Raw genomic sequence first — 14,626 nt, 5'->3', positions numbered from 1 at the left:
AGGAATAACATCATGGACGTATTAGAATTGGCACGGTTGCAGTTTGCAACCACAACAATTCTTCACTTTGTTTATGTGCCGATCTCCATTGGATTGTCGTTGTTGGTGGCAATTATGGAGACCATGTATGTAATCAAAAAAAATGATTTGTACAAAAAAATGGCTCAATTCTGGGGAACTTTTTTGCTGATTAACTTTGCAGTAGGCGTAGTCACCGGGATTTTGCAGGAGTTCCAGTTTGGGATGAACTGGTCTGACTTCTCCCGTTTTGTCGGAGATGTGTTCGGTACGCCGCTGGCGATTGAGGCATTGCTTGCCTTTTTCCTGGAATCAACCTTTATCGGATTGTGGGTATTCGGCTGGGAACGGCTGTCCAAAGCAGTCCATTTAACCTGTATGTGGCTGGTATCCATTGGTACGATGCTGTCCGCCCTGTGGATTTTGGCAGCCAACTCATTCATGCAGCGTCCAGTAGGATACGAGATTCATAATGGTCGCGCAGAAATGAAAGATTTTTTCGCTCTGTTGACGAACGAACAACTGTTATGGGAGTTTCCACATACGCTGTTTGCAGCTTTTGCGACAGGTGCTTTTCTCGTGGCGGGTATTAGCGCATGGAAGCTGATGCACAAGAAGAATCTGGACTTTTTCAAGCCTTCTTTCAAAGTAAGTATTATTGTCGCATTGATTAGTTCGATGTTAATCCCGATGTTTGGTCATGGACAGGCTCAATATTTGGTGGAAACACAGCCAATGAAAATGGCTGCCAGTGAAGGGTTATGGGAGAACAGTAGTGACCCGGCCCCTTGGACGGTTATCGCAGGTATTGACCCTGAAAAGAAGGAAAACAGCTTTGAAATTAAGCTTCCTTATCTCTTGAGTTTGCTGTCCTATAACAAGCTGTCCGGCGGGGTTTTGGGGATGAATGAGCTTCAGGCACAATATGAAAAAGCTTACGGCCCTGGTAATTATATTCCGCCGGTACGTACTACATTTTGGAGCTTCCGCATTATGATTGCGGCCGGATGTGCCATGATTGCACTTGCTTTGTACGGAGCTTATCTGACATTCCGTAAAAAATTGGAGGGCTCGCATCGTTGGTTCTTCCGTTTGATGATGCTCGGCATATCACTTCCATTCATTGGGAATACTGCGGGTTGGATCATGACAGAAGTGGGGCGCCAGCCTTGGACGGTCTTTGGTTTACTTCAAACCAAAGATTCCGTTTCGCCTACCGTTGTGGCAGGGGAAGTGCTGTTCTCGCTGATTTCGTTTACCGCATTGTATTTAATTTTAACGGGTGTGCTGGCGTTCCTGTTTGTCCGTACGGCTCGCAAAGGTCCGGATATCGAACCACATCAGGAAACGGTAATCCATGATCCATTTGCTCAAGGGGGTGACACCAATGTCGTTAAATGATTTGTGGTTCTTATTGATTGCTGTGCTGTTCACTGGCTTCTTCTTCCTGGAGGGCTTTGATTTTGGGGTAGGGATGGCTACAGGTCTGGTGCCGCGTAACGATCAGCAAAAACGCTTGATGATTAATACGATTGGTCCATTCTGGGATGCTAACGAAGTATGGCTGATCACAGCAGCAGGTGCGATGTTCGCGGCTTTCCCGCACTGGTATGCGACCATGTTCAGCGGATATTATCTAGTATTTGTACTTATTCTGCTTGGATTGATTTTACGCGGAGTTTCCTTTGAATTCCGGGGCAAGGCAGAAGGAAAGTGGTGGACCGGAACATGGGATGCCTGCATTCTGATTGGCAGCTTTCTGCCGCCGATGCTGTTCGGTATGGCTTTTGCGGCTTTGATAAAGGGTGTACCTATTCAGCAAAACATGGACTTAAAAGCCGGATTCTCGGATGTGTTTAACGGATATACGGTATGGATTGGACTGACTGTAGTTGGGATGTGCCTGATGCATGGGCTGACGTTTATTTCCCTGCGTACAATTGGAGAAGTACGGGATCGTGCTCGTGTGATTGCGTCAAAATTCCTTCCGATATTAGGTGTTTTGCTCGCGGGTATGGTGGTATGGACTTATTTTGCAACAGATGTATTCGCACGTCGTGGCTCTTATATGTACGCCGCAGTTGCAGTGGGGGTCGTCGCCTATGTGCTGGCATGGTATTTCCTGAAACAACGCCGCGAAGGTTGGGCCTTTGGGATGACGGGAGCTATCATTTTGCTGACATTCGTTTCGTTGTTCGTCGGCTTGTTCCCGAGATTTATGGTGAGCTCGATCAACAGTGCATTTGATTTGACGATTTATAATGCAAGCTCCAGTCATTACACCCTGAAAGCCATGACGATTGTTGCAGCAACGCTTTTACCCTTTGTGCTGGCTTATCAGGCGTGGAGCTATTTTGTTTTTCATAAGCGTCTCAGTGAAAAGGATCATTTGGAATACTAATGGATAAAGCATGGTTTGGATTAAAGGGCATTCGGCCGGTAATGCTGCTGCTGGCCGCCCTTTCCCTGGCCCAGGGGGCCGCTGTGATTGCGCAAGCGATCTTTTTGGCAAAGGCGGTTACGATTTTATTTGATAAACATCCGCTGGTGATGGCATGGCCGTCACTGGCGTTGTTTTTCGCGGCTTTTGCGGCGAGGCATACGATGATCTGGCTGCAACGTCGGACAGCAGGCCGCTTTGCCGAAGCATCAGGCGCTTCCCTGAGGGAGCGTCTGCTTGCTCGTTTGTTCGAGCGAGGACCTGTTTTTGCTGCCAAGGAAGGCAGCGGCAAGCTGGTGACGTTGGCGCTGGACGGAGTGGATCGTTTTCGCACGTATTTGGAGCTGTCCATTCCGCGTATGATTGACATGATGTGTGTGACAATACTTGTGCTTGTGTCTGTTTTCACATTGGACGTGATTTCAGGTGTGATTTTGACGGCTACGATGCCGATCCTGGTTGGCTTCTTTATCCTGCTGGGCTTGGCGGCGCGGAAGCAGGCAGATAAACAGTGGCGCTCCTATCGTCTGTTGTCTCATCATTTCACGGATTCGTTGCGCGGCCTACAGACGCTGCGGTTTTTGGGCCGTAGTCGGGAGCATGGAGCAACGGTTGGGAAGGTCAGCGACCAGTATCGCACGGCTACGATGCGTACACTGCGTGTCGCGTTCCTGTCCTCTTTTGCGCTCGATTTTTTTAGTATGCTATCGGTCGCTTTTGTGGCGGTAGGCTTGGGCTTGCGCCTGATTAGCGGATCGGTGGGACTGGAAGCGGCACTTGCGGTACTCATTCTGGCCCCGGAATATTTTATGCCTGTACGCCAGTTGGGATCGGACTATCATGCCTCGCTGGATGGCAAGGAGGCTTGGGGTGCAATGCGCTCCATTCTCGGTACAGAGAATGAAGCGGCTCAGCCAACAGATTCCGTGGATATCCTTACGGGGAGTGGGCGCACAGACAATGCTATGGGTGACGGCCATGCCCTAAATATCACGGGACAGGATACGATTAGGTTGAAGGATATATGCCTTCTCAATGAGGACGGTTCCGCACGACTTGACCACATATCCGCGAGTGTTGAGCCGCATATGAATATGATTGGCATCGTCGGAGCCAGCGGTGCAGGCAAAACAACGCTGCTCAGTTTGCTTGGAGGCTTCGCTGAACCGACCTCGGGCGAGCTGAACGTGAATGGGTGGGCATTGGCTGGTGATAACAAAGCCGAATGGCAGCGTCATATTGCCTATATTCCGCAGCATCCGTACCTGTTCAGCGCTTCCTTGGCGGATAATATCCGGTTTTATGAACCGGAGGCATCCAACGAGCAAGTGGAATGGGCGATTGATGCGGTTGGACTGCGTGAACTGATGGATGGTCTTCCGAATGGATTGGATGAGCCGATTGGTGAAGCGGGCCGGACGCTGAGTGGAGGACAGGCACAGCGGATAGCGTTGGCGCGTGCTTTGCTGAGCAACCGTCCGGTGATTTTGCTGGACGAGCCGACGGCACATTTGGATATTGAGACGGAATGGGAGCTAAAACAGACGATTTTATCTGTTTTTCAACATAAAAGAGTGTTTCTTGCGACGCATCGACTCCATTGGATGCCGGATATGGACTGTATCTGGATGATGAATCAAGGTCGTCTAGAGGAAGCAGGATCACATAAGCAACTGGTTGCCCGCAAGGGAGGCTATTACCGTTTGCTGACGGGAATGACGGAAGGAGGGGACGGACGATATGAGAGCCACGGACAATAGCGGTCAAGGCTGGTTTGTATTTTATCTGAGACAATATTTTTGGGCCTTTCTGGCTGCGGCGCTTTTGGGCGCTCTGGCAATTGGATGTGCAGGCGCATTGCTCTTTACGTCCGGTCACCTGATTACCCGTTCAGCTTTAAAACCGGAAAATATATTGATGGTGTACGTTCCGATTGTGCTTGTACGGACATTCGGTTTTAGTAAGGCGGTTATTCAGTATCTGGAACGGCTGGTGGGGCATGATGCCGCGCTGCGTCTCGTGTCCCGTATGCGGGTGCGGCTGTACCGGGCAGTAGAGCCGCAAGCGCTTATGATTCGCAGCAAGTTTCGCACAGGGGATCTGTTGGGTTTGCTGGCTGAGGATATTGAACAGCTTCAAAACATATATTTGAAGCTGGTCCTGCCTGCGATATCGGCGTTGCTCATCTATGCATTAGGCATTTCAGCGCTCGGATGGATGGACGGAACCTTTGCCTTGATGATGGCACTGTATTGTGGATTTTTACTTTTTATCGCCCCGGCCATCTCGCTGTGGACCTCGCTCGCCAAACGGCGAACGTTCAAGCAGGAACGGAGCACAGCCTATCAGGAGCTGACCGATGCATTGTTTGGCATGAGTGATCTGATGCTGAGTGGTCGGACTGGACATTTTCTGGCTTCCTTCATCCAACGGCAAAACAAGGCTGCTGTAGTGGAAAATTCACTTCGGCGGGGTGAATGGCGCTCTCATTGGATCGCACAGTGCGTCGTAGGTGGCGGAATTGTGATGATGACCGTGTGGGCTGGAGGGCTGGTAGCAGAGAACCGCATAGAGGCAACATGGTTGGCATCTTTTGCGCTTGTTGCTTTTCCGTTGCTGGATGCCTTCGTCCGCGCTGGAGAAGCGGTGGTCCATGCGCCGGAGTATCAGGATTCGCTTCGGCGCCTGAAAGAGTCAGAGAAGAATACACCTACAGATGCTACATCTACATCGTTTTCGGCATCGGCTTCTGTGAAAGCAGGGCAGCAAGCAGTAGGTGGCACGGTAGACAAAACAGAGGTAGAACATGTGACCGCCCAGCTATCTGGCAACTCAAACGAGCTGCTGCTGAACAACGTGAGCTACCGCTATGCAGCAACGCAAGAATGGAGCGTGCGCGACATTTCCCTGCGTGTACAACAAGGGGGAAAGGTTGCACTGCTTGGTCGTAGCGGTGCGGGCAAGTCCACCCTGCTGAATCTGATTCAGGGAGCATTGCAGCCGGATGAAGGGAGCGTCACAGTCGCAGGTGCGCCCGTGTATACAGGCGGGGCGTATTCCAGCCTGTTTGCAGTGTTAAACCAGCAACCGTATTTGTTCGATACAACGGTAGCGAACAATATTCGGTTGGCGCGGCCCGATGCTACGTTGGAAGAGGTTCGTGCAGTAACCGAGCAGGTGGGACTGGGGACGCTAATTGATTCTTTGCCGGATGGCTACGACACCCGGATGCAGGAAACGGGCCTGCGCTTTTCCGGTGGAGAAAGACAGCGAATTGCACTGGCGCGGATTTTGCTTCAAAATCACCCCATTGTCCTGCTGGATGAACCAACCGTAGGACTTGATCCGCTAACAGAGCAGGAACTGATGCAGACGATGTTTCGTGTGCTGGAGGGCAAAACGCTCATCTGGATTACACATCATCTGACCGGAATGGAGCATATGGACGAGGTGATCTTTATGGAGCAGGGCGGCATATCCATGCGAGGCAGTCACGAGCAGCTCTGGCAGGAGCAACCCCGATACCGCAACCTGTATGAGCTGGATCATCCCGGTCTGTAAAGAAATAGAGAAGACCAAGCTTCGGTAAAATGAACATACACATTGGAGTCGGCATGAATATGTCGGCTTTTTTTCTTCTTTTCTATCTGCTGTAGGATTGATCTTGTTCTAAAACAGCAAAAAAGTTATGCTTGGGATGCATAAAGACACTCGGAATGGTTGGTATCACGGATCTGCTTAGTTTGTTCGTGCAAGTGGTGCTGCAAGGAGGACGGTATGACGTATAAACAAATTAAATGGATGATTCTATTCGTACCTACGCTAACGGTAGGGGCCTGGGAATATGTGAGACACCAATTTTTGCTCCCCTATATTTCTATGGACCTGGGTAACTGGCTGACTCCGGTTCTCTTGTATTTGGTCAGTGTGACGCTGTTAACCAAGCTTTTTCATATGCTGGAACGTATTCAGATGGAGCTGCAACACGAACGCGCGGCCAAGGCAGCCCTTGAAGCCAGAGAGGATCTTGCCAGGGAGCTGCATGACGGGATTGCCCAATCGCTTTTTTTATTGTCCGTCAAAATGGATCGCCTGGAGCATAACGAAGATCAGGAGCAGTATCGTCAGGATATTTATAAAGTCAGAAAGACCGTCCACGAAGTGAACCGCTATGTTCGTCAGGCAATTGCCAATTTACGATTTGATCCGACCACTGATGAGATGCTGGCAACCAACGAATCATTGGACTACAAGGTGCAGCAAATGATTCATGAAATCCCTGTGTATGTAGATATTCAGTGGACGATTCCCGATGATGCGCTGACTCCAAAAGAGAAAGTAGAGCTTCTGGCATGCATTCGTGAGGCGGTGGTCAATATTGAAAAGCACGCAAGGGCTTCCAAGGGCTGGATTATTGGAGAAGGTGACCACGATCATTGGAAAGTCATCGTCAAGGATAATGGCAAAGGCTTTACGAGCGATGCTTTTCGGTTTAAAGACCGATACGGCTTAAATATCATGAAGGAAAGAGCGGAAGATATGAACTGGACATTGCAGCTTCTGTCGGATTCTTCATATACCATCGTGGAAATATCCAAAGAAGGAGAACGCAAATGACGCATACCCGAGTACTGGTCGTAGACGATTCTGCTCATGCCCGCGAGGCGATCTGTGAAATATTGTCCATGGATCCAAGCTTTGAAGTCATTGGTGTGGTAGACAACGGTGAACAAGCAATTGAGTTTACCGAGCAATGGCTTCCAGATTTGATCCTGATGGATATTTCGATGCCTGGAATGGACGGTCTGGAGGCTACACAGCGGATTAAGCTCATGTTTCCATATGTCAAAATAGTGATGATTACTGTGTCGGATGACATGATTCATCTGCTTGAAGCTTTGAAACGGGGTGCCCAAGGCTACCTGTTAAAAAATATAGCGCCCTCCACATGGTTGGAATACCTGCATTCTATTGTGAACGAGGAAGCGCCACTGAGCCGGGAGCTGGCATTTCAAATCTTGAAAGACGTCACCATAACCGCGAAAAAGGAGCCACAGGTCCGTCTTACCTCAAGAGAGCAGGATATCTTATATGGGGTGGCCGCAGGGTGGACGAACAAGGAAATCGCCGAAAAGTACGGTATTTCCGAGTACACAGTAAAAAACCATTTGAAAAATATTTTGCAGAAGCTGCATGTTCAGAACCGTGTACAACTAACGAGATACGCGTTGGAAATGGGGCTTGTTCCTGATGATCCTAAATTTAGGCCATAGGCCTTTTGGTTTTTGATACCATGTAGCTCAGAATATAGCTCGAATGAGGTATTTTAAATTTTGATTAACTTTTGTATACTGGTTAGAGTTGGCGTGTTTCACGTGAACGGTCAACTGGAGGGGAATGATCTGAATGAAAACATTTATCTCTAAGCATTGGCACTTGATGCTGATTGGCTTTGTAGCGCTGATCGTGGGCGGGTTTGTCTTGTTTTATTTTCAGGGGAGCGTGTCGTCGTTTCCGGCTAGCCAACCTAAAACCGTTCAAGAAGAGCCGGACAAAGCCAAGTATGAAATTGCTACGGTCAATGTAGAGAGAGACGGTTTTTATCCTAAAAATATTGAAATAAAAGCGGGTGTCCCGACTAAAATTAATTTTAAGAGATCGACATCGTTTACTTGTATAGACGAAGTACAATCGTTGAAGCTTGGAATGGACGTTTTTATGGACCACGAAAATAATTATTTTACGGTCAAGGACCTGAAACCGGGTGTATATGAGTATAACTGCGGTATGTACATGTTCTATGGAACGATCACGGTAAAATAGATCAATACCAGCTTTCCAGCACATTTGTGCCGGGAGGCTATTTTTTTGCCTTAATACAAGGTATCTATGATAATAGTCACAAAGTGTTCAAGGTTATAAGGAATATATAGCTCAAGTGGGTCAGGTCATGACAAGTCAAAGGTAGGTAAAATAGAAGGAAACGATAGAGAAATGAAGGGGAAATATGAATAAATACAGGCTTATCCCAATGGTATGTATGCTTTTGACCGTAGTCTTACTGGCTGCTTGTTCTAGTCCGCAAGAGGGTTCTACGCAAGCAACACAGCAGCCAAAGAAAGAGCTGACCTTCCTGTTTAACTTTGCTAGTCAGACCGTTGATCCCAGTCTGGATTATACTCCGTTAAGAGCAGGTGTCGTAGAAACGTTGGTTAAACTGGACGAGAACGTAAAAATCCAGCCATGGCTGGCTACCCAATGGTCGAGTAAAGACGGGCAAAACTGGGAGTTTCAGATTCGTGACGGTGTAACCTTTCAAAACGGAAAAAAACTGACCGCAGAGACGGTTAAGCAATCGCTGGAACGCTCAATAGAGCTGAATCCGGGGGTTAAGCAGGTATTGCGAATTAATTCCATGGAGGCCTCCGGCCAAACGCTGCATGTGGTGACGGAAGAATCATTCCCTCAGTTCCCATCCGAACTGGTTCATCCCAACACAGCCATTCTGGATACAGAAGCAGCCGATCCGGATAAAAAGCCAATCGGTACAGGGCCCTTCCAAGTAGAATCCTTCACCGCAGGGACATCATTAAAGCTTGCCCGCTATGATGGATATTGGAGTGGGGCAGCCAAGCTGGATCGGGCGGTTTTTGCTTTTAACGAGGATGCGAATGCACGTTTATCCGCTATTTTATCCGGTGATGCAGATATCGTCTATCGCCCACCTGTTGAAAGCATGGACAAAATGAAGCAAGACAGTCAGCTCAAGCTGGATTCAGTGGTTAGCATGCGTACCCATGAGTTGATATTTAACACGAAAAAGCCTTTGTTTCAAAATGCGAATTTGCGCAAGGCATTTGATGCTTTGGTCAACCGTGAGGAGTTGAAGGACGCTATTATGGGCGGACAGGCTACGATCGCGCAAGGTCCATTTTTACCGGATTTCCCGTTTGTACCGGAATATCCAACCCGCAAAACCGGGGCTGAGGAAGCGCTCAAGTGGTTTAAGGAAGCCGGGTATCAGGTGGACAATGGCAAAGTAACGCAAAACGGGAAGCCGTTAACCTTAAAGCTGGTGACTTACGCGTCCAGAGCAGAGTTCCCTATCTTCTCACAAGCGTTGCAATCGCAGGCCCAGCAATTAGGCATTACATTGCAAATCGAGCAGGTTGAAAATTACGAAGACTACTTGATGACCGATACGACTTGGGATCTGGGCATGTACAGTCCGTTGATTGCGCCTCGTGGTGATGCCAGCTACTTTTTGAATGTATCATTTCTACCAGATGGTACGCTGAATTTTGGGAAAATAAACGATGAGTTGTTAAATAAATTGATTTACCAGTTAGATCAAACCGTAGATACAGCAAAACGGGATGAACTAATATCTCAAGCACTCACGAGAATTCATGAGCAGACGTACTATTCCTATCTGGTGCATCCGAACACGCTGGTTGTATACAAAGACCGTGTGAAAAACTGGGTAACCAGCAAAAGCGAATATTACATGCTTACCAACCAGTTGGATGTTGAAGCCAAATGATTCAAATGCTTGGGAAAAGGCTGATCGAGTTTTTCCTGTTTATTTTTTTTCTGTCGCTCATCAGCTTCGCGGGCATTAAGCTTGCTCCGGGAGACGCGGTGCGACAACTGCTGCGTGTGGATGATGTGGCGGTTACGAACGAGCAAGTGGAGATCCAAAGGGAGATCATGGGGCTGAATGAGCCGGTTATCGTGCAATATGGGGAATGGCTCTCGAAATTCATTCGTTTAGATTTGGGAACCTCCTACATGACACATCGTCCGGTCATAGAAGAAATATGGACGAGGATGCCGGCGACGCTTCTTCTGACGTGTAGCTCCATTGTGGTGTTGATCGGAGTTGCGGTACCGTTGGGCGTTTGTTCAGCTTTATATCCCAAGAAATGGATTGATCGAGTCAGCCGGGTGCTCGCGATTATGGGAGCATCCATCCCCAGCTTTTGGCTAGGACTTTTACTTATCGAGGGATTTTCGGTGCGATGGTCAGTTTTTCCATCCATGGGGGATGGTACTTTGATGCATCTGGTGTTGCCTTCGCTGACACTGGGGCTGACAATGGCTGCGGTATATGTACGTCTTATTCGTTCCAGCCTGTTAAATAGCTTGAGTCAGGATTTTATTCTGGGTGCAAGGTCGAGAGGGATTGGAAGAAAGCGTATTTTTTGGTTGCATGCGTGTCGCCATAGCCTGACTCCCGTAGTGACTATGTTTGGCATTAGTGTCGGAAGCTTGTTGGGTGGGAGTGTCGTGGTCGAAACGATATTCGCCTATCCGGGTCTGGGGAAATTTATTGTAGAAGCCATTCATAACCGGGATTACCCGATGATTCAGGGATACATTTTATTTATGGGTGCTATCATTATGCTGCTTCATGTGGTGACGGATGTAACGGTAGGATACGTAAATCCTGAAATCCGCTTGAAGGAGGGAGGACATTGAGTACATCCCGACTTCCTCTATGGTTGTTTATCGGTGGAATAGCTGCATTGTTCATCCTGCCTGAGTTTATGAAAAATGATCCGTTACTCGTTTCGCTCACTCGAAGGCTTCAATCCCCAAGTGGTGAGCATTGGCTGGGTACGGATGGATTGGGCAGAGATTTAATGTCACGGGTGGTATACGGAGGAAGGAATACGGTTGGCACGAGCTTATTGATTTTGCTCCTGTCTCTTGGTATTGGCATTCCGGCCGGGGTCATTGCAGGGGTTATGGGCAAAGGGGTAGACCGATTGTTCATGCGGGTGTCGGATTCCTTTCTGGCTTTTCCCGATTACTTGATTGCGATTGTACTGACGGGCTTGCTCGGGCCGGGTGTCGTCAACCTGATGATTGCGATTGTATTGGTAAAATGGGTGGCATATGCTCGTCTGGTGAGAAGCAGCCTGATGGCTGAAAAAGAGAAGGATTATATCTACAGTGCCCGCTTGAGCGGGGTGCCGACGATTCGATTGGTCATCCGGCATTTGCTGCCAGCGGCTTTCAGAGAAATTGTGGTCGTAGCCACACTGGATTTGGGTAAAATCATTTTAATGATCGCGGCTCTATCCTATATTGGACTTGGGCTACAGCCGCCTACTCCCGAATGGGGAGCGATGCTGAATGAGGGACGGGCCTATTTTCACAGTTCTCCGTTGGCGATGGTTATTCCGGGGGTGGCCATTATGCTGTTCGTTCTTTTATCCAATCTGATTGGGGATCAGCTACGGGACAATCTTGAACTAAGGCCACGGGGGAAATGAAATGATGAACATTCTGGAAATAACCGGGCTGCATTTGAGGTCTGAGCAAGGCTTGATCGTACGTGATCTTCATATATCTATTGGCGCGGGACAGTGCCATGCGCTGATTGGTGAAAGCGGTAGTGGGAAAAGCATGACCTCGCTGTCGATTGGCGATCTGCTTCCTGCGACGGTCTGGATAGAATCGGGTAAGATCGAATTGTGCGGACGCTCGTTACTCACGCTGTCCAAGAAAGAAAGAGAATGCCTTCGCGGGCAGGAAATCGCTTATGTTTTTCAGGACTATGCCAGCGTGTTTACGCCGTTTATCACCATAGGCAAACAAATGGACGAAACGCTAAAAGCACATCATGTGTTAGAACGCAAAAGCCGCAAAGAGCGCATCAAGCAAGTCCTCGAACACGTTCGGTTACCGAATGAAATATACAACCGTTATCCATTTCAGCTCAGCGGTGGGCAGCTACAAAGGATATCGCTTGCCGTTGCCATCATGCTGGAATCCAAGCTGCTGATTATGGACGAGCCTACGACAGCATTGGATCAAACGAATGCCAACGAAATTTTGCGGATTATTTCAGAGCTAAAAGAACGCACCCAATGCGGTATTTTGTTCATCTCGCATGATCTGAGAAACGTCAAGCGCTACGCCGATCAAGTCACCGTAATGCGAGAAGGGCAGCTTATGGAGTCGGGGAACACATTGCTATTGTTGAACAACCCGAAGCAGCCCTACACCCGAAGGCTGATTGAAGCTATTCCATCCTTGCGCCCATCAATGAAATCCGTGCATGAGTCCATATAGAGAGGGCGACAACATCGTTATGAACCCGAAACTTTTACCTGAACTTTTAGTCGTGCAGGACGTGCATAAATCTTACCGCAAAAAGAGACAAGTGCTCGGCGGGGTATCGTTGACGATTCGAGCGGGTGAATGTGTGGGTCTGATCGGAGAAAGCGGCAGTGGAAAAAGCACCTTGGCACGCTGTATTATGCTTATGCAAGCTATAGATCGAGGAACAATCCGGTTTCAGGGAACTCCTGTTCAAGCAGGCAACAGGCAGTCGTTAAAACGTTATAAAGGACAGATGCAGGCCGTATTTCAAAATCCCTCTGCGGCGCTAAATCCAAGGTTTCGTTTACTGGAATCCGTGATGGAACCACTGGATCAACTGGAACGAAAGGTTCCATCTTTTTTGAAAGACTGTGGTTCAGACAGAAGAGGAATAGCAGTGAAATTGCTGGAATATGTGGGCTTATCACCTGAATTGCTGGATAGATATCCTCATGAAATCAGCGGCGGGCAAAAGCAACGGCTTTGCATGGCAAGAGCTATCAGCGTGGAGCCCGCACTCATTATTATGGATGAACCAACATCCGGCCTGGATACCTTAATTCAGTCAGAAATGCTAAACTTGCTCAAGGAGCTACAGGGCAGACTGAGATTTTCGTATTTGTTTATTTCCCATGACCTACCTGTGGTGCAATATATGTGTGACCGGGTTCTAGTCATGCACGAAGGCCGTTTGGTGGACGAGTTTGTAAAGGAGGAACTTTTTGCTCCCGACAGACATCCGTATACTCGCCAATTGGTTGCAGAATATGATTGAGAGGTTTGACCAGCTTACATTGCTGGTCTTTTTGTATTCTATAATTTAACTTGAAAATTTACACGGAAAACGGAGCAGGCGGAATGGTGCTGTACAAGCAACAGCGATGGGAAGCACCATCCGCATGCGTAGTGGCACCCCATGTAAATCCCAACCCCCCATATATCTAATTTTGAACTGATTTTTCTCCTAATTCGTTGGGTATCCGCTTTCAAGCCAGCCAAGTATGATAATAGTAACTACATACAAGGAGGAGCTTGTTATGGAATCATCAACTGAAACCGCTTCCAATGCTGGTGCTACGATTCCTGAGTCTAACCGGGGCAGACCACGCAAGGTGCGCGGACCGAAGCGCGGGCGTGGAGAAAAAGGCATGTGGGACAGTGTAAAGCAACAAAAGTACCTTTATTTTATGTCCATTCCTTTCGTCATATGGGTGTTTGTTTTCAGTTATCTTCCGCTGTGGGGCTGGACGATGGCGTTTCAAAATTATAAGCCGGCCAAATCCTTTTTGGATCAGAAGTGGGTGGGGCTGGATAACTTTATTGAGCTATTTCAGGACGAACGTTTTTATTTGGTGCTGCGCAATACGCTGGCGATGAGCCTGATGGGGATTATCTTTGGTTTTGTAGTGCCAATCTTTTTTGCCATCCTTCTAAATGAGCTGCGGGGGATGTTGTTCAAGCGATTCGTGCAGACCGTATCCTATCTCCCGCATTTTGTATCCTGGGTTGTTGTTGCCGGATTGGTTACGAAAATGCTGTCCATCGACGGAGGGATCGTCAACGATATATTGATAGCGCTTCATATTGTGGATGAGCCGATTCAGTTCATGGCAAAGGGGAGTTGGTTTTGGTATATTGTGACCGCCTCTGATATATGGAAAGAGACGGGCTGGAATACGATTATTTATTTAGCCGCCATTACCGGAATTGACCAGGAGCAGTATGAAGCCTCGCGTGTGGACGGTGCAAGTCGCTGGAGACAGATGTGGCATATTACATTGCCCGGCATCCGTTCCACCATTGCGGTTCTGTTCATTATGGCGATTGGGCATCTGGTGAGCAACGGTTTTGAAAAGCAGTTCTTGCTCGGCAACAGTCTGGTGACGGATTATTCCGAGGTACTGGATCTGTACGCGCTGAATTACGGGATTAATTTGGGGCGGTTCTCCTATGGGACGGCGATTGGTATTTTCAACTCATTGGTCAGCATCCTGCTGTTGTTTACAGCAAATGGCATATTCAAAAAACTGACCAAAGAAAGCATCATGTAGGGAG

At 48.3% G+C, this 14,626-nt stretch carries 13 protein-coding genes; all 13 read left to right on the top strand.

The window, feature by feature from the left end:
- Positions 1–12: 12 nt before the first annotated feature.
- The 13 genes from C1I60_RS02325 (at position 13) to C1I60_RS02265 (ending at position 14,622) form a co-directional block, all read left to right on the top strand.
- Complete coding sequence (locus C1I60_RS02325; protein WP_137060333.1) at positions 13–1,419, top strand: cytochrome ubiquinol oxidase subunit I; 1,407 nt, start codon at positions 13–15, stop codon at positions 1,417–1,419.
- Positions 1,406–2,419 (top strand): cytochrome d ubiquinol oxidase subunit II, encoded by a 1,014-nt coding sequence (gene cydB, locus C1I60_RS02320; RefSeq protein ID WP_137060332.1) that lies wholly within the window; start codon positions 1,406–1,408, stop codon positions 2,417–2,419. Before C1I60_RS02325 ends, cydB begins: the two co-directional genes overlap by 14 nt.
- Positions 2,419–4,218, top strand: a complete 1,800-nt coding sequence (gene cydD, locus C1I60_RS02315) for a thiol reductant ABC exporter subunit CydD (RefSeq protein WP_137060331.1) — start codon at positions 2,419–2,421, stop codon at positions 4,216–4,218. The genes cydB and cydD overlap by 1 nt, the downstream gene beginning before the upstream one ends.
- Entirely contained in the window at positions 4,199–6,019 is a 1,821-nt protein-coding gene (cydC, locus tag C1I60_RS02310; RefSeq protein WP_137060330.1) for a thiol reductant ABC exporter subunit CydC, read from the top strand. The genes cydD and cydC overlap by 20 nt, the downstream gene beginning before the upstream one ends.
- 216 nt (positions 6,020–6,235) lie before the next feature.
- Positions 6,236–7,075, top strand: coding sequence for a sensor histidine kinase (locus C1I60_RS02305; RefSeq protein ID WP_137060329.1), 840 nt, complete (start codon positions 6,236–6,238; stop codon positions 7,073–7,075).
- Positions 7,072–7,731 carry a response regulator gene (locus tag C1I60_RS02300; RefSeq protein WP_137060328.1) on the top strand — a complete coding sequence of 220 codons (660 nt, stop codon included), beginning with the start codon at positions 7,072–7,074 and terminating at the stop codon, positions 7,729–7,731. The genes C1I60_RS02305 and C1I60_RS02300 overlap by 4 nt, the downstream gene beginning before the upstream one ends.
- Before the next feature lie 133 nt (positions 7,732–7,864).
- Positions 7,865–8,281 carry a cupredoxin domain-containing protein gene (locus C1I60_RS02295; RefSeq protein WP_137060327.1) on the top strand — a complete coding sequence of 139 codons (417 nt, stop codon included), beginning with the start codon at positions 7,865–7,867 and terminating at the stop codon, positions 8,279–8,281.
- Between the two features lie 208 nt (positions 8,282–8,489).
- A complete protein-coding gene (gene nikA / locus C1I60_RS02290; protein WP_137060405.1) occupies positions 8,490–10,001 on the top strand; it encodes a nickel ABC transporter substrate-binding protein in 1,512 nt (503 codons plus the stop codon).
- The gene (gene nikB, locus C1I60_RS02285; RefSeq protein ID WP_137060326.1) at positions 9,998–10,939 is read left to right on the top strand and encodes a nickel ABC transporter permease; all 942 of its coding nucleotides are present in this window, start codon (positions 9,998–10,000) and stop codon (positions 10,937–10,939) included. The genes nikA and nikB overlap by 4 nt, the downstream gene beginning before the upstream one ends.
- On the top strand, positions 10,936–11,739 hold the full coding sequence (nikC, locus tag C1I60_RS02280) for a nickel transporter permease (protein WP_137060325.1): 804 nt from the start codon (positions 10,936–10,938) through the stop codon (positions 11,737–11,739). Before nikB ends, nikC begins: the two co-directional genes overlap by 4 nt.
- Position 11,740: 1 nt before the next feature.
- Positions 11,741–12,541, top strand: a complete 801-nt coding sequence (locus C1I60_RS02275; RefSeq protein ID WP_252361531.1) for an ABC transporter ATP-binding protein — start codon at positions 11,741–11,743, stop codon at positions 12,539–12,541.
- A gap of 19 nt (positions 12,542–12,560) precedes the next feature.
- Entirely contained in the window at positions 12,561–13,346 is a 786-nt protein-coding gene (locus tag C1I60_RS02270) for an ABC transporter ATP-binding protein (RefSeq protein ID WP_137060324.1), read from the top strand.
- A gap of 262 nt (positions 13,347–13,608) precedes the next feature.
- Positions 13,609–14,622, top strand: coding sequence for an ABC transporter permease (locus tag C1I60_RS02265; protein ID WP_137060323.1), 1,014 nt, complete (start codon positions 13,609–13,611; stop codon positions 14,620–14,622).
- Positions 14,623–14,626: the final 4 nt, after the last annotated feature.

The sequence above is a fragment of the Paenibacillus terrae genome, from assembly GCF_005217525.1.
In the GTDB taxonomy this organism is placed as follows: Bacteria; Bacillota; Bacilli; order Paenibacillales; family Paenibacillaceae; genus Paenibacillus; species Paenibacillus terrae_C.
Note: the sequence above shows the minus strand (reverse complement) of the source record. Positions and strands in the feature narration are given on the sequence as shown.